This window comes from Pseudomonas maioricensis (assembly GCF_022790535.1).
GTDB lineage: Bacteria > Pseudomonadota > Gammaproteobacteria > Pseudomonadales > Pseudomonadaceae > Aquipseudomonas > Aquipseudomonas maioricensis.
This window is the reverse complement of record NZ_LOHG01000002.1, coordinates 570,112-589,695: the sequence shown is the minus strand read 5'-3', so window position 1 is coordinate 589,695 and position 19,584 is coordinate 570,112. Positions and strand designations below refer to the sequence as shown.

Here is a 19,584-nt window from a genome sequence, read left to right as displayed (position 1 = left end):
CAGATGAGACAGTGCGCCGAGCCACCTAATAACTTAACGCTGCTTCAATACCCGTGTTGAAATCGAGAATCCGTTCGGTGCCACAATTTTTTTCCTGCCGACGTATTCGTATGTGGCGAATTTGTCGATTAAGTCTCCAGCGCTTACGTCACTGGTTCCCAGCACGGCAACCCGTTGCGACTCCCCACAGTTACGGGACTCAGCCCTATAGACCACATAGGGTGGGGAATACTGGATCGCTTCGAAAAAAGCGCCGCATTCGTCGTCGACCAAAAACAACATCGATTTCATTTTGTCTTCCCCGTCCATGTTCTCGTACATGCTCAGGTAGCCGATGTCTCCCACATCGTCGTAACCCAATGAGCGAGCACGCTTGTACTCCGGGGAGTTGTGGTGAATGACCAAAGCGGCCTCTTTACTCTTCTTGTCTCGTTCGGCGTGGGCGGCCTGCGAAGCGGCCTGCGCACGAGTCACCATGCTCGTTATCTTGGCGAAAAGGGCGTTGCATCGAGTGGCGTCCTCTGCGGCGAGGTCCAGCGAACCTGAGATAGCCTGAAACCTGTCCAAACCTTTGCTGAAGTTGAGAAAGATGCTGATCACATCGTCAGGGTCATCTGTACGTCCGCTCGCACGGTAACCAGCCAAATAGTTTTGCAGAATTTCACAACGCTCAAGGTAAGGCCCTCTGTCTTTGTTATAGGGCTTGGAATCGTCGGCGAAACTGGCAGTGCTGAGCACCGTAGCAATGAGGGCAATGAAGGCAACGAAAAGACGCGAAACCGAAGCAGCAACGGGCATGACTTATTCCTTTAAGAGTTTGACCTGATCCAAATGCAGCAAAAAGTATTGCGATACGAAGTCAATCACGCAGGCAGCAAGCCGGCAGACCGATAGCTTTCAATAAGTGAATCAAACAGCGAGATATCCGCACGACTCCGCGCCAACAGCTGCGCACCCGAGACAGCAGCGTAAATGGCCCGTGCCCGCCCTTCGACTTGATCGGCACTGACCAAACCTGCCGCCGCCAACGCCTTGCTCAGCCACGCAACGTTCACATCGCCATACGCCTGAACCTCGGCCTTAACCCCTTCCGGCAAATCGTCGTATTCAGCGGCCATGAAACTGCACAGGCACAATCGGTTATCGTTCGCGAGGGACTGACGGAAGATATCGGGATAGTGACGCAGCGCGTCGGCTGCATCCGAAGCTTCGGCCAGCATGGCCTCCAGAGTGGCGGCAGTGTCTTCCCAGTAACGCCTGGCAACCGCTGCGCCCAGATCAGCCTTGCTCGGGAAGTGGTAGTAAATGCTCGCACTCTTGATACCAACGACCTGCGCCAGATCGCGGAAATTCAAGCCGCTGTAACCATGCGCCTGCGCGGCCTGCCTGGCAGCGGCCAGGATAGCTTCCCGATGGTTTGAGCTCACGTCACTGCCTCACTGTTTCGTTGGCTGGGCATCTTAGCGACTAACGGCCTTGACCGAGAAAATATTAGCCTATAAATTCTACCTACCAACTGATAGGTAGACAGGTATTTCCTATGACCGCTAACGCCTCAACATTCGACTCAAGCACCCTGCCCATGATGAAGATCTACGACTGGCACACCGGCCCGTATCCAGCACGCGTACGCATCGCCCTTGCGGAAAAGGGCCTGCAATCGCGCGTTCAGTTTGAATCCGTCGACCTCTGGAAAGGCGAACACAAAAAGCCCGACTTCCTCGCCAAGAACTACTCCGGCACCCTGCCCGTGCTGGAGCTAAGCGACGGCACACTCCTCGCCGAATGCACCGCCATCACCGAGTACCTGGATAACCTGGACGGCAGCCCTGCCCTTACCGGCAGTACGCCAAAGGAAAAAGGCGTGATCCACATGATGAGCAAACGCGCCGAACTGGAACTGCTCGACGCCATCAGCGTTTACTTCCACCACGCCACACCGGGCCTCGGCCCCGACGTGGAGCTCTACCAGAACGCAGAGTGGGGTTTTCGCCAACGGGACAAAGCCCTGCGCGGCATGCAGTACTTTGATTCGGTACTGCAAAAACAACCTTTCGTAGCCGGTGAAAGCTTCTCGATGGCCGACATTACCGTCATCGGCGGGCTGATCTTTGCCGGGCTGGTGGAGCTGGAAATCCCGGCGGAACACAAAGCGCTACGGGCATGGCATGCAAAGGTGCAGGAGCGTCCGAGCGTGCAGAATCGGGTGACTATGTCGGAGCCGACAGCAGCAGGTGTTTAGATCAAGATGATGTCGAATGACACATAAAAACGCCGCCCTTGTGAGGCGGCGTTTTTCGCGGGGGGCATTAGAAGAAAACGTATTAACGAATGCTGGTGATGCTGCCTTTGTTACCGGTCACTTTGACTTCAACGGTTTTGAAGATGAAATAGTCTTGAACATTCACTTCGTAACGTGGAGCTACGATCAGGTCAGCGCCAGATGATTTGACTGCCTTGTACGCTGCCGCTGCCTTGACCTTGGAAACAGGATCCGGGATCGGCAAGCCAGCCAGGGCACCACCATTCCCACCACCGTAAACCACGCCATCCGCGAATTGCGTATCGCCACCGAAGCTCAGGATGTTGAACAGGATGTTGGTTGAGGATTCGCCACTGATTGCTTCGCCGACTTTAATGTCTGCCTTCAGATCGCTTTTGACAACGCCTTCCAGCGGCGCGCTCGGCTGACTCATGTTGTAGCTCACGCAGCCACTGGTGGTCGCAATCAACGTTGCAACAGCAGCAGACATCCATAGCTTTTTCATTACGCGTTTCCCGTTAAATGTTTAGAAGTTGTAAACAGCGGCGCACTTTAAGGGAAACAAATGGATAAAAATGTCAGAAAAATCCGTAGGTTATGTGAGATTCAAGATTAGTTGACAGGGAAATTTCAGACGCTGACTTGAGGGTTATTCACAGGCTCCGGCTTGCGGTAATAATCGAATATCCACACGCCGGTTCGCTGCCCGTCCAAACTCGGTTTCGTTAGTAGCTAGCGGCTCGCTGGCAGCTAACCCCTGAACCGCAAAGCAGTGGGTGGGTATGTCACCCATCAGTTGCATCCAGTCACGCACAGCTGATGCACGAGCGTGGGATATCTGGAGGTTCTGCGCTGTATCTCCCGTGGAGTCGGTGTGCCCCGCGATGACAATCAACCAGCCAGGCCGAGCCTTGATACTTACCAGCGCGTGGATCAGGATTTTGGTCGACCCCGGCTTAAGCACAGAGCTACCGGCGTCGAACAGTGAAAGGCTGTCCAAGCGAACAGCATCTGGAATAACGCCCTCCTCGTGGAGGAGCTTTACAACGCGTGGATTCAAATCAGTACCTGGATCGACCACCCAAACCTTCCAGCCCCACCCTATGCCAAGAGCTATCAAAGCCGCCAATGTAAACAGCCATAACCGGGTATGACGTTTTCCGACTTTAAGACTTGGAATCGATGCTTCGGGAACACGTGGTGTGGTCAGGATGATTACGGGCATCGCGAATGCGGATTCGGGCGCTCTAGGTGTTTTCAGCGCGGGTTGGCTTACTTCAAACTCTTGCTCCAATCGGAGCATGCGGTTAGAAATTTGTTGGCGAAGCTCTGACAACGAGGCTGTAGAGACTTGGTCCTGACGCTGCAAAAAACCATCGAAACCTGCCAGCCTGCACTCGAGAAAACTGAGCACTTGCACACTACCGACATCCAACTCGAGGCGTCGAACCACGTGTTGGAGCCGCACGAACAACCACGTCAGGATATCGGTGCGCGCTGGCGCTGCCGTCGGCCATATACTCGCCCATTCATCAACCAGCGCCGCCATCAACTCCATCCCTTCTGCCATACCATCCAACCCGCAGCGCTGACTACGCGCCAGGATAAAAGCAGCGACGGTTTGTAGTTCGGCTCCATTTACTTCCAATAACACCAGGCACAACTGCTCAACTTTCGCCCAATCGATATCTGGACATGCGGGGTGCAGGAGTTTGGAAAGCTCTGCGCGCAGCGCTACAAACTCACCAAATTCCCGGGGATCGCCTCCCACCCGAATTTGCATTTCAAACAACGCCATTACTCAGCCTTCTTTACGTCACAGCTTCATGGCTTGGGCAGATATTCCTGCCGCTTCAAATGCCGCACCAGTACTTTTCCTTCAGGCGACAGCGTCGTACCAAACGTCAGCCACTTGCCCTCTTTCAATTGGGCGTCGAGGGAATACTCCAAATGGCCTGGAAGCACCTGATCGAGCATGACAATGCTCACTGCGGCCAGCCTTGGCTCGTATCTGAGCAACGTGGACGTGATAGTTGTCATCAGGTCATGAGCCGTGCCGGGTAAGCCCTGAAGTATCTGGCCCATGTCTGGCAAACCGTAATGCGGTAAATGACTCAGTGTCCCGGCTCGGCTATTAAGAATGCGCTGTACGTTATCCAGCACCGACAACGTGTGTTGGTCCTCCTCACTGACGCGATACAAGTCCAGTTCGCCATTGAAATTCTGCAGAAGCATTTCGTAGAGCGAAGGATTCATCTCGGTCATGCTCATTCCTGCACCTGCGGTCGTAGCATGAGCTGGTTGTCTCCCAGCTCGATTACCCGCGCCACGTCCGGATCCAGATCATCGCGAGCCAACGTGAGGCGCCATGTGTTCATCTGGGTATTGGGGTTGCGGAACAGCCCCACTATTGCGACAAACCTGGTGTTCGGGTCGAGTGGCACGCTCAGTTTCGCCCCCTGCTCCGGGTTCACGACCACCGACTGCTTGTCCAGCAGATCACCGATCAACGCACTTTGGTCGTCACTGATCAACTTGTCGTAATCCGCCCGCTCCACCGCCTTTTCACTACGCAACTGATAGATGCGGACCATTGTTGGAACCGACAAAGCGTTCATCTGCGCATCCTCAGTGTTGAGCGAAGCTCGGGCACTGAAGTCCAGATGCAGGGTTTTGACCTGCTTGTAGAAAATGGCACTTGCAGTAGATGAGGTGGTATCGCTGACGCTCTGAGTCAGCCCGCAGCCGCCGAGTAATGCGCCGAACGTAATCAACATCAATGAATTACAAAGGGTACGCGACATGCTGTACCTCCCTTATCTTGGGGTTATGCGAAAGGCCTTGATACCGGCCCAGATTGATAGTGATGGTGTCGTGGTCCGCGACCGTTGATGCGTTACTGCTCGGGCCGAGTACACCGGTCATTCCAAGCAGCACAGGCGCGCACCCCAGCACGGGCTGCGGCAAACTGCGCACTGGCAGAGATAACTGCAGCTTCGCGGTACAGCGCCAACCGAGGTACACACGCAGCAGCACCAACAAGTCGTTATGCAACTGGCCACCGGGTAACCAGCCACTGGCTTCTTTAGTGTCTTCGGTGAAAAGCGCCAGATGTAATTGGCTATTGGCATCGTGGCCGACGCGGCCCAAGGGCGTGCCTTGAGCCAGACTCACCCCGCGGTCAAAAGCGAGGCTGGCGGGCTGATCCAGAAGAACCTTCTGTGGCCAGTGCGGAGTCACTTTTGCCTGGGTATTGGGTGCAAGCAACTTGACCAGCGCGATGATGCCTTCGGCATTGCGAGTGGGCAGACGCATCACGCTGAGTAATGCCAGAAAACGCGACACGGGTGTCGCGATTTGCTTGGCAGTACCGGGAATACCCAACCCGATCAGCCCCAACAAACACTGTGAAGTTGCATCAGTGCCGCGAGCTTCGAATGTTGCCGGGTACGAGTACTTGCGCCATACCCGATAGAACTGGGTAAAAATCCGATGGTTAAAAATGTCGAGGAAGGACTCTAGCGCCTCATGGCCTTCCCGCCGTTGCGCGATGTCATCCAGATAGGCTGTTGGCATCGGCGAATCGACCCCATACAAACCGAGTAAACGGGTGCGCACGGTAGCCGGGCGCTGCGGGTGAGCTTCGTCGGTTTCAATCGCTTTCAGTTCGCTGGCAGGGAAGCCCATACCGGGGTCCGGCCGAAAGCGCACCGGATCATCCGCAGGATTCGTGGTACTCCCCAGAGGTGGATGACCCGGTAAAGCCTGTTCCAGCAACTGACAGAAACGGTACAGGTTGGACTCAGCCACCCGGCCCTTTAGTAACTCCAGCAACCCAGCGGCTTTCAGCCGGGAATACGCTGACTGTGGTTCTCGTTCCATCGCAGGCACTTTCCGGTAGGTTGCAGGATCAGCGTGAGCTGGTTGTAAAGGTGGATGTCGGCATAGAGGGCAAAGAAGCGATTGAGCATTTCACCGAACAGGCTGATATCGCCCTCGCCAGAAAACCCGTTGGCGTCCAGCGTGATTTCAATATCGACGCCGCGTAGCAGAAAGCCTTTTTCGAAGCGTTGAATCAGGTGGTGGGTGACCTCGACAATCGCAGCCAGACGCCTGCGGTTCAGCTCACTGCCCGTCCAGTCGTAGAGCGCCAAGGTGCCTCTCAGCACCTCGGCGTTATCGAGCATCGGCAGGAAGTTCGAACCCAAGTGGCTGAGCACGCGCCAATGAAAACGATCCCGGTTCGGCGGGTAGCAAGGCAAGGTCGGGGCACAGAGATTGCGCACACGCAGGCCGACATGGGTGGACTCCACGACGGTGTCGAGCAACGTGCTTTGCAACGCCTTGCGCGGTAGCTGGCCGTGAGTACCTGTCAGCCGCAACGACAGGCTTTGACTAGCGGTCATCGAATCGCTGTCGAAGCCTTCGCCTCCCAGAATCAGCCATGTGTCGTGCAGCCCATTAGGGCCACGCTTCAAGCGTGTATGGAAGTAACGCTCGGGGGCTTCATCGCGCATCATCCCGCCCTTGTGGCGGAAACTGGAAAACGGCACATAGTCCAGTCGTTCGGCATTCTTCGACGCCGTGACCTGATCCACCGAGTAAATTTCAGTGTGGCCGTCCTGCAAGCGCATCGGCCGCAAAAGGTAGTCGGTTTTCAATGGCTCAACTGTCAGCGGATCAGCCTCAAGCGAAAACAAATTGATCACTGGAACGGCGTGCATACGGATGTGTTCGGCGCTCAAGTTGAACCCCGGAGGCCAAGCTTCACTTAGAACTATTTCAAGCTCGAACCAGGTTTTGCCAGGAGGCAGAACAAGCTGCTCCAAACCACAGAGGGTCACGAACATGAATTTCTCGCGGAAGGTGAAGTACTCCAGTAACAACTGATATCCGCTGAATGCGCTGTCGCCTTTGGGCCAGAGGCGATCCTCATCGGCAAAGCCCTTCGACGCGAAGCGACCCTCCAATGGAATACGGTCCTGCTCTGGCAACCGTACATATAGCTGCTGAGTATTCAGGGTCAGCGCCTGATGCAGCGCACTGGCCAGCGGAGCGGCGGCATTCAGGTACAAAGGAAGGCGACTCAGATCGACTTCGCTCCAGTTGGTTGATGCATCGCAGGCAAAGCGCAGGCGCAGCACAGAACGGCCGTCAGGCTCGTAGTCATGTGTGAACGACTCAATGGCCAGCGGTTGCAACATCAAATCCTGAGTGGTGGTGTAGCGACAGCGGGTCCGCTGCGGCCCGATGGGTTGCGACAACACCTCAAAGCCGCTGACTAGACGCTCGCTACGTTTGAGCAACGTAAGGTCTGGTATCAGTTCAACAACTGATAGCGATGGGATCGTTCGCAAATAATGCGGCCATAGCAGGCTGACTAAACCCTCGGTCAGTTCGGGAAGGTCATCATCCAGCTTCTCGCGCAGCCGCCCCATCAAAAAGGCAAAGCCTTCGAACAATCGCTCCACGTAAGGATCATGCGCACCCGGCTTATCCAGATTCAGGTGTGCAGCCCGGTCCGGATAAGCTTCTGCGAACTCCTTGCCAGCCTCGCGTAGATAACGCATCTCGGCGTCGAAGTAGTGCAGGGTCAGATTTTCCAAGCTCAAAGGGGGAGTCCTGATAAGTAATGATTAGGCGCAAAGCACTGCGGCGCGCACAGGATCAGCAGCAACCAGTGCGGCCAGAAGTGTCTCCATCCGGCGAGCCAGGGCGGGCTTGTCAGCATCGCTATGCTGAGTTTTCAAACGCAGTAGCTTGAGCAAGCGAGCCTTGACCTCAAAATCGAGATCCGGCTCCCAATCCGCTAAAGACTGGTGCTGTGCGGTGTGATCAAGTTCGCTCAGCAAGTGAGTAGCCAGTTCGCTTTTGCCGCATTGCTCGGCGACTCTCGCCATCAACAAGCGCAGCAACCAACGCTGCCGGCCTGTCTGCAACCCAGGGCGCCCTGCCAGCCAAGCCAATGCAGCATCGATACCGTCGCTGTCGGCTTGCGCCAGTGCTTCGCTCTCCAGCTCCATAATTTCGGTATCTGCCGTGGTCTGTGAGGCTGGTGATGTCGGCAACCATTGCTGCGGCTTGTTGCCGCTAACATGTTGGGTTATCCACTCCCGAGTGACCTCATCAGCGAACGCTGAGCCGTCACTCCAATACAGTTCCTCAACGCCCGAAAGCCGCTCCAGGAATATGCCCAGATCACGCTTTACGATATCGGCCCAGCTATCCGTGGGTGCCGGTTGCTTGCTCAAGGCCTGGTACAGGTACCACTGCAGATCGAGCCAGAAATGATTGACTCCTTCGGCGTACATCCGCTCGACCTGATCAAGCAACTCCGTCCAGCTCTGCTGCAGGTACAAGCGTTTCAGTACGGCTCGATATTCCCCTCGCGGTGCAACCAAACGGGTGATGCCATTGGCATCCTGGGGCGGTGGCTGGTGAAGAGTGTCCCATCGCAAACTTTTCATTAAACGGTGGGCCGCCAGCCAGCCCTGAGGTTGCTCACGGAGATATCCCGCCAACGCCCGGCCTCCTTCCAACAAGTCACGGCCAGATTTCGGCGACGTTACCGGCGTAGCGAATGCCGGGGTATTGGAGTCCTGATTGGCGCTGTTCTGCGGCACCACCGCCTCTACGCCACCAGACCGGGTCAACCGCGTGGACAGCGCGGCATACAAGGTGTCCAATGCCGGACGTTGATTTTTCGGCCATTTCTCGAACGCTTGCTCCAGCCAAGCCAACGCGGCCACAGTGCGCTCGGTTTCGGCTTTCACCACCTCCGGGTACAGCGACAGGCTGTCCAGTACTTTGCTGCTGGCCAACCACTCCAAAGCCATCTTGCGGCTGTTGCCCCTCGCGGGCCGCACATCGGGGAAATGCTCTATCAACGCAGCCAGCAAACTGAGCCCATCTGCCAAGCCCACCTCGCCATCCTTATGCAAGCGTGCCCACAAGTAATAGGTGGCTACGCGCAAATCCTTACTGGTGTGGATCAACAATTTCTCTGCCAACTGAATAATCAGGTTGGCATCAGCCCCGGACAGCTTGTTGACCTCCTCACGGATAAGCTGGAAGTCATCTTCATAGCCAGCATCCTCGCCGACCGATGAGTCCTCGCTGATCGGCAGTAACCATGCAGCCCACTGCGTCAACTGCTCGCGACCCAGCAACACCGGGTCGCGTTCACCGAGACAGCGGATGACCAAAGCATCCAGACTCATTCGACACCCCCATTCTGGGCATAGGGCTCAGAGGTCTTGGTACTGCTCAGGAATATCTCTTTAGGCAATTTGAACCCGCGTAACTTGAGCAACTCCAACGGCCCGGCGCCCATTTCAGTGCGCAGGTTCCAGGTCAGGCTCAGGTCATCCGGGGCTTTGATGATCATCCGGTAACGGCTTTCGCCATCGTCCAGCAAGGTCATTTGCGCTTGTTCCAGTAACCGGATCAGGCCCCATGTGCCCTGGTAATCGCCATACAGGCGCTCACCGGTTTTTACGCTGATCCAGCTCAGCCTGGCACCCGGATAATCGCCGCGCCCCGGCCAGTTGAAGCGCTGCCATTTTTCCCGTTGATTGAAGTACTCGTGTTTTTCGCCATTGAGGATGAAGGTGGTTTGCACGACGTCCCGCGCTGCTTTGCCACTCAGCTCAAAACTCAAACCCATGCCGCCGTCGGTGTAGAGCACGTCGGCCAGATGACTGAGCTGGTTAATGGCGGCGAGGAATTTCGGGTTCAGGCGCAAGCCCTGGCTGTGCCGGGTATCGGCCACCCACTGGCTGCCTTCCTTGCGGATCACGCCACTGAGTTGCTGCTGCAGAAATTGCTCGATACGCCCCGAGTCGGCACGGATCATCTGGCCCAGCATCGGCAGCGAAACATCGCTGGTGGTGGCGGCAAAGGGATAACGCCCGGTAAAGGCGCCGTCCCAGTGAGTGACGATGGAGCGCTGCCACTGCTTATTCAGACTCGCCGCCGAAGGTTGCAGAACCTTCTGCCACGCCTGATCCAGCGGTTGCACAAAGAGGGTGTTGCCGACCGAGCCCCACTCGGCACCGAGGCTGGCGGCGATCAAACGGCCATAAGCCTGGGTGTCGGTCAGGTCGACGTTCTGCCCCTGAAACACGGTTTGCGCCAAAGCCTGAGTCATTTCCTGCGGGTCGGGCGCGTTGCTGATCTGCTGCAGTTTCAAGCGCACGCGAGTGACTCGGGTGAGAAACGCTTGCAGGCTTAGATTGTCATCGCCGCGCGCGTCTTCCGGGGCCTTGCCCATCAAAGCCAGCAAAGGGCCAAATGTGGCGTCCAGCGGGCCGCTCGGGCTTTGCTTGAAATGACTGGTGACCGGCGTGATGTCTTTTTTGATCAGTTGCTGCGCGGACTGGATCAGCGAATCAGTCATCGCCAGCTCACGGGTGCCAGCCTGTCCTTGGTAAGCCAGGGTATTCATCAGTGCGATCACGGGCGACTGGCGAACATCGCTCATCAAGGCCAACTGGTCGATGACGTCGGCCAGGTTATAAGGCGGCTGCCAGCGCAGGCCGTTGAGAAAGGCCAGCCAGGCACTGCTGTAATCCTCAAAGTAGCGTTCGGTAAGGCGCTGCTTGAGCACGTCCGGAGTGAGTTCAGCCGCAATGTCGGTTTTGCTGTCGCTGAGCACCCAGTCGATTTGCTCGCGGCGCGCTTCGGCGATTTCATCAATGGCCTGGCTTACGTGACCTTCCCACGCCTGACGGGTAAACACGCCCGGTACTTCGCCGGTGGAGGACAACAACGACAAAGCATCAGTGTCGCCGACCATGTCATGCAGGTTCAGCGGCTTTGCCTGATTGGCGGCCGCATCAAGTACCTGCTGATAAAGATTGGCCTCGGCATTGCGTTGGCCCAACTGGCCCAGCAGCACGCGCCGCACCTGAGCGATCAACGCCGGGTCGGCTTTGATGCGCCACTCGGGGTGCGTTGGTAACTGTTCGGTGTAAAACGCCAACAGTCCAGGTGACAGCGCCTGCCACAGCCCCGGCGCCTCGAAACCTGCGCGCGTGGGCTCAGCATTGCTCAGCGCAGTGTTCAAAAAGGCCGCATCGACTTTGTCCGGCCTCGCCATCATCAAGTAGGCCTTGAGTTGTTCGTAGGCGGCGGGTGCCTGATTGGCGCGGTGGGGATTGTCCGGCGTCAACTTGACCCAGGCACTGAGCTGACGATGCAGATTGGCGGCGGCAGGATCTCGGATCAGTTGCTGATTGGCAGCGATATAACGTGGCCATAGCGCATCAAGCAGCACCTGATTCTGGTTGAGGCCAAAACGCTGATAGAGAGGCACGCCATGCTCGGCGCGATAATCCAGCCGGGCGAGCTCACGCATCAGCTCGTTAAGGGCCAGCAGTTGTTCATCCGCGCTTACCGGTTGCTGCACAGCGGCCAGTGCGGTTTGTACCTGAAGGATCTGCGCGCGGTTGCTGACAAATGACAGCAACATGCCTGCGCCCCATAACGCAGCCAGTGTCAGCAACAGCATTTGCCCGACACGCACCGGGTGCCCGCCCAGACGTCGGGGGTTGCTGGTCTTGTCTTTAATCGCACCCAACCAGTTCGGTTCTTGCGGCCAGATGTGGTGCTCGATACTTTCGGCCCGCTGCAGTGGCAGGCTGAACCACAGTCCGCGCAACGGCACGCTAGCAAATACGCCCAACAATGGGCTCAAGGCTTTACGCCAACGGGCAATGCCCTCGGTTTTCAGGTCGTAGGACAGTCGAAACAGAAAGTCATGGCCCATCTGCTCTTGCATCTGCGTCAGGCCTTGCTGACGCAAAGGGTCTTCCAACGCAGCCAGTCTTGCTTCCAGTTGCTCGGGGGTCACTCGGGACGGCAACACACAACCCACCGGCTGGTTGGGGCGATCCGACTGCGACCATTCACTGGCGCAGACTTGCCACAGGTGCAACGGCAACTGCCAACCCAGCTCACGCGACAATGCCTGCAAGTTGCGCGTACCGGCATACATTGCCGCCACGTCCGTGCTCTGCTCTTTAGTCAGCGCCCAGACCACACCATCCAGCGCCCGCCAGCGGCTGAGTCCGCGCCATGGTTTGAACAATGCCTCGGGCTTTGCGCTGGCGCTGCCGCCCCACAGCAGCACCGTGTCATGCCCCTCCAGCCAGCGCTTTTCAGCCAGACCGGGGGCGATGGCTTCGATTTGGTCGGGTTCGCCGATGATCAGGAGGAGGCGGACTTTGCGGCGCCAGAAGAGGTTGTAGTTTGCGCGGAGGTGGGCTTTGCAGCGCAAAGCAGCATTATGCTCAGGCTGGTTAAAGGTAGAGCAAGGAAGGTTAAGACCAGACGTCTCTCTTCTCCGGGAAACAAACTCCATCCCTGCCAAGGTCCTGCCGAACAGTCCGAAAACCCCTTCGAGAAAAACAATGATCAAGCAGGCCACCAGTAGCCATGCTGATAACTCAATTCTCTGAGGCTCGCCTGTAAGCTCAATTAGCGGGTTGTCGATCCAGATCAACAGGCTGCCAATAACGAGCAAACACATGACCACAACCCAGATACCGGTGCGCATATTTTTCACGATTAATCCTTATCTCTCATCAAGCCGGCTGAACAACGCAAACTTGCGGTGAGGCATCCTGCAATATGATCATTTGAGCCCGACGATCCGCCTTGGCACCCTCACTGGCGACAATCAAGGCGATGTTGCCGACAGCACAGCTTGGCCGACCAAAACTGTCGTCCAGCGTCAGGCGCGCCTCAATGTCCGGCGGATAACCCGCCGCATTGAGCGCGATCGTTGAGTCGCACAAAAGATCGGCAGGCACCTGCGAATACCATGAAAAGTATTGAGGAGCGCCTTTCTGAACCTTCCCCCATAGAAGCGCGTCTTTTAATGCCTCGGCCTGATCGATTATTTGAACCGGACGATGGATAAACGCCGAGGGAGCGAAGCCTTTTTTGGCACACCAGTCGGGAAGGGCAAGCAATACCGCTGATACCGACTCGGCCTGTTCAGCGATCGGATCAAGAAAAAGATTAACTTCCAGCGACAACAAAAGTCCGATGGCCGCGGGCTCGTCCAGCAATGCATCCATCCAGAGAAGACCATCGTCCTGGTTTGCGAAGACCACCTGATCAACTGCGTACCTTTCGCCTACAGACAAGCGCCACAGCACCAGGACTTCATCATCGCAAAGCATCTGGTTGTGCCTGATACGAACACGCAGGGGCATATCGTTCGCGTACAGCTGCAGCTCAGACTCAAGCCCCTTCATCACCAGATCAAAACAACCCAAGAGTCGCTCTGTATATTCGGCATGGCTGTGAAGCTGAGCCGACGGGCTCAACTGACTAAGCCGTACGGCACGCCCCTGCGACTTCACAAAGGTTGGGTATAGCGGTTTACTGCCATTGCGAAGAGCCTGAGCCAGCAAGTTGTTGCCTGCTCCGGAACAGTAAGCCGCGCCCAACAAGGCAAGAGGACGCTGCCCGTGCTCAATCAGCGCTCGCTCCTGCTCCGCATGGCTTTGGTTCCAGCTTTCGACAAACTCACTGCGTCTTTCAAAGCTCAGTAGGCGCAGCGCGTAAATAGTGAATCCTCCCACTAAGGGCAGTACCAATACGCAGCACCAAAACCAGGTTGTCATGCGCCAGCGGTTATCCGGCCAAAGCAGGAACACTAGGCTCGCGACAATCATCGAGCAAAACAAAACCCCCAGACACCAACGCTTATTACTTAAAGGCACAGGCCTCGACAATTTCTCGGGTAAAGCCCTGATATTGACCGGCACGCTACGCCCTCCCCGCCGAGGGCAGCGATGTAATCAACGTGCAGCCGCAAGCACAGCGATGCCCATCCAATGCAATCGGGCGACCTTTGTAGGTCGAGCCCTCATCCCCCTCAGCAATCTCGTTTATGCCGTGCAAGGGAATGGGGCAGGAAACCTTATCGCCCACGCACGCGACAAGTTTGCCCATAAAATCCATGCCACTGACTCCGCTCAATACCACGCCGCCAGATGAAAGTTTGTCGCCTTCGCGAATAACGCCACGCATGAGAAATCTCCATGTGAAATTGCAGGCTTTTATTTGGCCAGTTGAGGTAAAAAAGAGGTATCAACGTAATATTTACGGGTGTTCTTTTTATCCATAAACACCCTGATTTCTTCGCTGCTTATATAGCTGGAAGGATCGAACCAGATATTGTCACTTTCAAACACATGAACGCGGTAAGTTTCTGGATTCGTCCAGTGGCAATCAATCACGTAAGGGTTACGGCCATTGACGGAGAGCGTATGGTTAAGCCTTACCCCTTGGAACCTCGCATTAACGGCTACACCATCACGCTGCAAATATCCGTTTTTCCTTTGTTTAAACTTCCCAATCAGAAAAATAAAAATACCCACAGAAAAAAATGACGCCCCTAAAATCGTAGTGATCAACGTCGTCCCCCAGAGAGAGAAAAAGCTATCCAGCGACGCCTGTTGAGGGTTCGAAGGCGAATAAACAACGCCTATTTTTTCACCCAAGGAGTAAACGCTACGCCCCCTCCCCGTGGAGGAGATGAACTCGATCAGTTGGTTATTGCTATCGACGAACTCCACGACTGGACGGTAAGTGACAGAACCATCGTTATAATGCTCCTCAAAGTCTGTAATCGTGCCCTCTGCTGACAGCGCGCTTTCTAGGAAAGAGACCGTACTGTAATAATCAAAGACGGCACCCATGAGCATAGGCAGGCCAATGGCAATCAATATATATTTGATTTTTGAGATGATTTTCATTTTGGATTCCTTACAAAGGGCAGCATAAAACACACCATTTTTGGGTTGTGTTATAAAAAACAGATTGTAGAAATGGTCCGCGAAAAGCGACGCGGTAGCACTTCAACTGTTTATTTATACGAACAGCCTGAGGACACAGGTAAACTCAACATGAGCTCTAGGCATTAATTAAAAATTCTGTGTCTCACTGGGCCTTGGGCTGATTTGTTGCTACTGGATCTGAACTGTTAACTACGCAGCGCATTGTTTTGTCAGCCAGATAAATTGAACTATTCTCTCCTAAGCGGCCATGCGGATCTTCGGGCGTTCTATACACGTTGATCCCTCCACCCCAATAGGGGTCCGCGTAGTCCTGCCCACGAGTCACCTTGGTGAAATGTCCAAATTTGTCCCTGAATACAGGTTCGTCAGGCCCCTGGGGGTCCTTAAATGGTGATTTTTTATAATAATCCGGATCATACCAATCCCTGACCCATTCATAGCCGTTGTCTGACATCGAATAAAGCCCCATTGAGTTAGGCGGAAACATATCTACGGGTAGAGGCGTGTAAAATCCGGTTTTCCAACCACGATTTTTAGCAAACTCAGCTCGATCTCCATTGGTGGAAATATTTATCCCTTTTGGAGAGTAGTCTTTTGTAAGCAAGCTTCGAGGCTCAGCTTTATATGTACCATCGTCGGTAGCGACTATAAGGAACTGACCACGGCTGCGCGCGGCATACTCCCATTGAGCTTCTGTAGGCAGGGCTAAGGGCAGATCCATGACAGAGCTGAGCCAACTACAGTATAGCTCAGCCTCGTACCAGTCGATATGAGCAGGAGTATTGGGTGCTGAATTAATACTATTCCATTCGGACTTGGAAGCCCGGCCTTTCTCACGCAATGTCAGACCGTTGTATTTTAGATAGAGTTGAAACTCTGAATTAGTGACTTTGAATTTACTAATAGAATAATTACTTAGCTCAACCCGATGTAGCGGCTTACTATCCTGATCACGATCATAAGGCGCTCGTTCAGGGGAGTATTGAGGGCCAAAGTCACCCATTAAAAACTCACCACCTTCGACGAATGTCAGATTATTTTTAATAGATGCTACAAATTGCTGAAGCTCCACATCAGTAGTGGCTACAAAACCCTCCGCTGTAGTTGCTGCCTGCTCGCAGCCCTGTAGCGCCAAGGTCGTAAAAATGCCCATCGCTATTTTAAGGCTGTTCATTGTCGAACCTCTAGCTTAGAGGAGTCGGCATCGGGCTTATTCATGGATGACGAGGTCACCGGTCCAGGGCTGTTGACCACGCAGCGCATAGTGCTGCTGTCCAGCACAATCGTGCCTTTTTCGGCAAATCGACCTAATGGATCCTTCGCCGTCCTGTGTACATTTACTCCACCGCCCCAATAAGGATTAGCATCACTTTGCCCGCGCATCACTTTTGTAAAGTTTCCAAACGAATCCTTATGAACCGGGCTTTCAGGACCTTGTGGGTTCCTCACGGGCGAGTAATTATAATAATCCGCATCGTACCAATCTTTGGTCCATTCATAACCATTATCTGACATGGAATACAAGCCAAGCGGGTTGGGCGGAAACTTATCCACTGGCAGGGGCGTATAAAACCCCGTTTTCCAGCCTGAGCTTTTAGCGAAATCTAATCGATCTCCATTAGTGGAAATATTTATTCCTTTGGGAGAATATTTTTCGGTAAGCAGGCTCAGGGGCTCGGCTTTATATGTGCCATCATCAGTAGCGACCATTAGAAACTGTCCACGGCTGCGCGCCGCATACTCCCACTGAGCTTCTGTAGGCAAGGCGAATGGTAAATCAGTGATCGAGGCAAGCCAGTTACAATATTGCTCAGCCTCATACCAATCGATATGCGCAGGTATATTGGGCGGCAAATTAATGCTGTCCCACTCCGACTGAACCACCGAGCCGTCTTTCCTTAATTTCAACTTATTATATTTTATGTAGAACTGAAACTCCGCATTTGTCACCTTAAATTTATTGATCGAATAACTACTGAGTTCAATTCTGTGCAGCGGCTTGCTATCTTGATCACGATCATAGGGCGCTCGTTCAGGGGCGTATTGAAGGCCGAAGTCGCCCATGAGGAATTCCCCACCCTCGACGAATATTAGATTATCTTTAACAGATGCAACATACTGCCGAAGCTCTGCTTTAGTGACAACAGTTGGAGTTGGCGCTGTCAACTGTGCTGGTTGTTCGCAGCCTTGCATGACAAAAGCTATAGCGGCACCAACCATGAACTTCTGAATTATCATGGACTTTCCCCTAAGCTTATGCCAGCTGACCAATTTCCGGTTTACACGGCCCAAAATCACAACGCCGCGGAAAATTGGGGTTAGATTCACTATTGAGTTGATAGAACGCCGTATCATTCATGTCTAGGGCGTAACCTAAGGTAATTTTTTTCTTCAGCCTATTAAATATGTTTATCAAATCTTTAGATCGATTGTGGCCTTCTTGAAGGAAGCGTACCAGATGCTGAGCCTGTATCTTTGCTACTTCGGCTTCGCTATTCTCCCCGCGTAAGCTTGAGCCATCTACGGTGATACGGCACATCACCTTGCTCCACTCGGAGATAGTCTGGACACTTGTCAGCACACAGATAATTGCCTCTTTGCGATCAGCATAAATGTCACCCAGCAAAGTTATATTATCCGCATCCAGATGGTCCATTATTCCATGTCGTGTCAGCAAATAAAGAAGAATCCCTTTAGCCTCAGGCGTGTGCAATAACAGATCACGCTTCTTTTCTATAATATTTTTCGCCAACCGATTTCGGTGTTCTGAAATTATCAAGCCCTTCCTATTTTCCTCTTCAAGAGCATTAAGGTATTCGTTAAATTTACCTGCAATCTCTCTCGTAGTCTTCACGACCCCGTCATAACCTTTATAAATACTCTCCTCTATTTTCTCTATCTGCATAACACAGTACTGGCTATACGCAATGTAAGCTTTATCTTCCACCACATTGAAAAAACCGTAATCCAGCTTATACAACTGATAAATCAACCAAGCCCCAAATTCGACAATATTAGCCGCATCGACTTCCGCCATCAGCCCACCTTTGGCGCCTTTCCCACAGCACAGGCTTGCTGCAACATGGAAACAGAACTTTCCATTAATAAAGGTACAGTGAAATTTCCCGCCAATACCTATCCCTGCCAACCCGGCAATACTTCCACCTACGCTGCAAAAGTCAGTGAACTTTCCGCTGGATTTCAATATTCCAGTAGGCGCTGCTGGATCGCCTGGGGGTGGGGTAGGCTTCATCCATTGCAAGGACCCTTTGAGCGCGAACTCAGCACGGCCACCGCGAAAATACTCGGCCGACACCTGCAGCCCTTCATCCTCTTTGTCCATTTTCTGGTAGAACGTTTTGTCGTTTTTGCGCTCACGAAAACGCGGCAGGTTTCCGCCCGGTTGTCCTGCGACTATTTGTTGGTCGCCAAGCTGCACCACTTGCAACTGAGCCTCAAGCTGCAACGAACTGCCGAGGAACCCGCTGACTTGGGCGTCAATGCAAAGCCGAACCAAGCCCAAGTCGGCCTTACGGCCATCCTCCATTTCCATTTTCAGTCCCCAGCCCGTGCGGTCGGGGATGAAGAAGCTCAAGTTGCCGAAACCTGAAGCTACCGTCAAAGTGCGCTTGTATTCACCCATAATGGAAAGCTGCTTTTTCTCTACATCAAATTCGGCCTTTGCCCCGGCATTGGAAGTAAACCGCATAAATTGCGCAGCGCCTGAAATATCGACGTTCGCCCCAAACTCTTTCTGCCCGTGCAGGCTGTCATTCCAGCTTTTAGCCCAGTCATAAAGAACGTAGTCCTCTTTCAAGTCGTCCAGGGCTTTCTCCGCGCCAGCCCACTTGAGGACGTCTTTCAACTCAAGTTTGATCTTTGCAGTCTTCAACGTTGTAAGTTGTTTTTTGAGCTTATTGGTATCGATCCGCGTTTTACCGTTTTGGTCCTTGCTGTAGATGCTTTGGGTCGCGTCTTTTTTATCCTTGCCATTCAAAGATACCGAGTGCAGCTTTAGGCCGTCTTGGGTTTTACTGAAATAGCCTTTGTTGACATAGACAAGGCCAGTCGCTTTACCCCCACCCGGCTCGCTTACACCTTTTCCAGCGACGGGGATAAGCTCTACGACATCCTTATAGCCCAGGCCTTTGTGCGAAAGATCGGCAAGCTTTTCTTGCATCTCCTTTCTTCTTTTCGCCAGCTCAATTTCCGCTGCATCTACATCTTGGAGTTGAGAAACAGCTGCCAAGGCGTCAGATATGGCTGTATCCGCATATTTTGCTAACACATGGTCGTAGTAATCCTTGGCTTTATGAAAATCGTCCATACTGGTACTCATATCACGCCAGTGATTTTCAAAAGATGCTGCTTCGCAGGCGCTGATAAAAACAAACTCCTCGGTTTCAGGGCGGAAGTAACATTGCGCTGACTCATGAGGCACCACGACGATGGGGCATTCTTTACTGGGCCAATTTTCGGCCGCGAACATTTTTTCTTCACTCATGC

At 53.9% G+C, this 19,584-nt stretch carries 17 protein-coding genes; 1 reads left to right on the top strand and 16 read right to left on the bottom strand.

Annotation, left to right across the window (positions count from 1 at the left end; translation table 11 throughout):
- Positions 1-33: 33 nt before the first annotated feature.
- Both AUC61_RS05320 and AUC61_RS05315 read right to left on the bottom strand, forming a co-directional pair.
- Positions 34-798, bottom strand: coding sequence for a hypothetical protein (locus tag AUC61_RS05320; RefSeq protein ID WP_243244776.1), 765 nt, complete (start codon positions 796-798; stop codon positions 34-36).
- A gap of 65 nt (positions 799-863) precedes the next feature.
- Positions 864-1,427 carry a TetR/AcrR family transcriptional regulator gene (locus AUC61_RS05315; RefSeq protein ID WP_243244775.1) on the bottom strand — a complete coding sequence of 188 codons (564 nt, stop codon included), beginning with the start codon at positions 1,425-1,427 and terminating at the stop codon, positions 864-866.
- 113 nt (positions 1,428-1,540) lie between these two features.
- Between AUC61_RS05315 and AUC61_RS05310 the strand changes: the two genes are divergently transcribed.
- The gene (locus AUC61_RS05310; protein WP_243244774.1) at positions 1,541-2,242 is read left to right on the top strand and encodes a glutathione S-transferase; all 702 of its coding nucleotides are present in this window, start codon (positions 1,541-1,543) and stop codon (positions 2,240-2,242) included.
- Positions 2,243-2,324: 82 nt separating this feature from the next.
- Here the strand turns inward: AUC61_RS05310 and AUC61_RS05305 are convergent, their stop codons facing one another.
- The 14 genes from AUC61_RS05305 to AUC61_RS05240 all read right to left on the bottom strand — a co-directional run bounded on the left by AUC61_RS05305 (position 2,325) and on the right by AUC61_RS05240 (position 19,582).
- Positions 2,325-2,768: a hypothetical protein gene (locus tag AUC61_RS05305; protein WP_243244773.1), complete on the bottom strand. Its 444-nt coding sequence runs from the start codon at positions 2,766-2,768 to the stop codon at positions 2,325-2,327.
- A gap of 144 nt (positions 2,769-2,912) precedes the next feature.
- On the bottom strand, positions 2,913-4,061 hold the full coding sequence (locus AUC61_RS05300) for an OmpA family protein (protein WP_243244772.1): 1,149 nt from the start codon (positions 4,059-4,061) through the stop codon (positions 2,913-2,915).
- A gap of 26 nt (positions 4,062-4,087) precedes the next feature.
- The gene (gene tssE, locus AUC61_RS05295; protein WP_243244771.1) at positions 4,088-4,528 is read right to left on the bottom strand and encodes a type VI secretion system baseplate subunit TssE; all 441 of its coding nucleotides are present in this window, start codon (positions 4,526-4,528) and stop codon (positions 4,088-4,090) included.
- A 2-nt stretch (positions 4,529-4,530) separates the two neighbouring features.
- A complete protein-coding gene (gene tssJ / locus AUC61_RS05290) occupies positions 4,531-5,067 on the bottom strand; it encodes a type VI secretion system lipoprotein TssJ (RefSeq protein WP_243244770.1) in 537 nt (178 codons plus the stop codon).
- Positions 5,048-6,145 carry a type VI secretion system baseplate subunit TssG gene (gene tssG / locus AUC61_RS05285; RefSeq protein WP_243244769.1) on the bottom strand — a complete coding sequence of 366 codons (1,098 nt, stop codon included), beginning with the start codon at positions 6,143-6,145 and terminating at the stop codon, positions 5,048-5,050. Before tssG ends, tssJ begins: the two co-directional genes overlap by 20 nt.
- Positions 6,109-7,875, bottom strand: coding sequence for a type VI secretion system baseplate subunit TssF (tssF, locus tag AUC61_RS05280; protein ID WP_243244768.1), 1,767 nt, complete (start codon positions 7,873-7,875; stop codon positions 6,109-6,111). The genes tssG and tssF overlap by 37 nt, the downstream gene beginning before the upstream one ends.
- A gap of 24 nt (positions 7,876-7,899) precedes the next feature.
- On the bottom strand, positions 7,900-9,483 hold the full coding sequence (gene tssA, locus AUC61_RS05275) for a type VI secretion system protein TssA (RefSeq protein WP_243244767.1): 1,584 nt from the start codon (positions 9,481-9,483) through the stop codon (positions 7,900-7,902).
- A complete protein-coding gene (locus AUC61_RS05270; protein WP_243244799.1) occupies positions 9,480-12,821 on the bottom strand; it encodes an ImcF-related family protein in 3,342 nt (1,113 codons plus the stop codon). Before AUC61_RS05270 ends, tssA begins: the two co-directional genes overlap by 4 nt.
- 28 nt (positions 12,822-12,849) lie before the next feature.
- A complete protein-coding gene (locus tag AUC61_RS05265; protein ID WP_243244766.1) occupies positions 12,850-14,043 on the bottom strand; it encodes a hypothetical protein in 1,194 nt (397 codons plus the stop codon).
- Between the two features lies 1 nt (position 14,044).
- Positions 14,045-14,308 (bottom strand): PAAR domain-containing protein, encoded by a 264-nt coding sequence (locus AUC61_RS05260; RefSeq protein ID WP_243244765.1) that lies wholly within the window; start codon positions 14,306-14,308, stop codon positions 14,045-14,047.
- Positions 14,309-14,337: 29 nt separating this feature from the next.
- Positions 14,338-15,036, bottom strand: coding sequence for a DUF3592 domain-containing protein (locus AUC61_RS05255; RefSeq protein WP_243244764.1), 699 nt, complete (start codon positions 15,034-15,036; stop codon positions 14,338-14,340).
- Between the two features lie 184 nt (positions 15,037-15,220).
- On the bottom strand, positions 15,221-16,252 hold the full coding sequence (locus AUC61_RS05250; RefSeq protein ID WP_243244763.1) for a formylglycine-generating enzyme family protein: 1,032 nt from the start codon (positions 16,250-16,252) through the stop codon (positions 15,221-15,223).
- Complete coding sequence (locus AUC61_RS05245; protein ID WP_243244762.1) at positions 16,249-17,316, bottom strand: formylglycine-generating enzyme family protein; 1,068 nt, start codon at positions 17,314-17,316, stop codon at positions 16,249-16,251. Before AUC61_RS05245 ends, AUC61_RS05250 begins: the two co-directional genes overlap by 4 nt.
- 16 nt (positions 17,317-17,332) lie before the next feature.
- Complete coding sequence (locus AUC61_RS05240) at positions 17,333-19,582, bottom strand: hypothetical protein (protein WP_243244761.1); 2,250 nt, start codon at positions 19,580-19,582, stop codon at positions 17,333-17,335.
- Positions 19,583-19,584 lie beyond the last annotated feature (2 nt).

Excerpts from the sequence above, each read along its gene's own strand:
- AUC61_RS05320 (WP_243244776.1), bottom strand. The coding sequence starts at position 798 with ATGCCCGTTGCTGCTTCGGTTTCGCGTCTTTTCGTTGCCTTCATTGCC.
- AUC61_RS05310 (WP_243244774.1), top strand. The coding sequence starts at position 1,541 with ATGACCGCTAACGCCTCAACATTCGACTCAAGCACCCTGCCCATGATG.
- AUC61_RS05305 (WP_243244773.1), bottom strand. The coding sequence starts at position 2,768 with ATGAAAAAGCTATGGATGTCTGCTGCTGTTGCAACGTTGATTGCGACC.
- AUC61_RS05300 (WP_243244772.1), bottom strand. The coding sequence starts at position 4,061 with ATGGCGTTGTTTGAAATGCAAATTCGGGTGGGAGGCGATCCCCGGGAA.
- tssE (WP_243244771.1), bottom strand. The coding sequence starts at position 4,528 with ATGACCGAGATGAATCCTTCGCTCTACGAAATGCTTCTGCAGAATTTC.
- tssJ (WP_243244770.1), bottom strand. The coding sequence starts at position 5,067 with ATGTCGCGTACCCTTTGTAATTCATTGATGTTGATTACGTTCGGCGCA.
- tssG (WP_243244769.1), bottom strand. The coding sequence starts at position 6,145 with ATGGAACGAGAACCACAGTCAGCGTATTCCCGGCTGAAAGCCGCTGGG.
- tssA (WP_243244767.1), bottom strand. The coding sequence starts at position 9,483 with ATGAGTCTGGATGCTTTGGTCATCCGCTGTCTCGGTGAACGCGACCCG.
- AUC61_RS05270 (WP_243244799.1), bottom strand. The coding sequence starts at position 12,821 with ATGCGCACCGGTATCTGGGTTGTGGTCATGTGTTTGCTCGTTATTGGC.
- AUC61_RS05260 (WP_243244765.1), bottom strand. The coding sequence starts at position 14,308 with ATGCGTGGCGTTATTCGCGAAGGCGACAAACTTTCATCTGGCGGCGTG.
- AUC61_RS05255 (WP_243244764.1), bottom strand. The coding sequence starts at position 15,036 with ATGAAAATCATCTCAAAAATCAAATATATATTGATTGCCATTGGCCTG.
- AUC61_RS05250 (WP_243244763.1), bottom strand. The coding sequence starts at position 16,252 with ATGAACAGCCTTAAAATAGCGATGGGCATTTTTACGACCTTGGCGCTA.
- AUC61_RS05245 (WP_243244762.1), bottom strand. The coding sequence starts at position 17,316 with ATGATAATTCAGAAGTTCATGGTTGGTGCCGCTATAGCTTTTGTCATG.
- AUC61_RS05240 (WP_243244761.1), bottom strand. The coding sequence starts at position 19,582 with ATGAGTGAAGAAAAAATGTTCGCGGCCGAAAATTGGCCCAGTAAAGAA.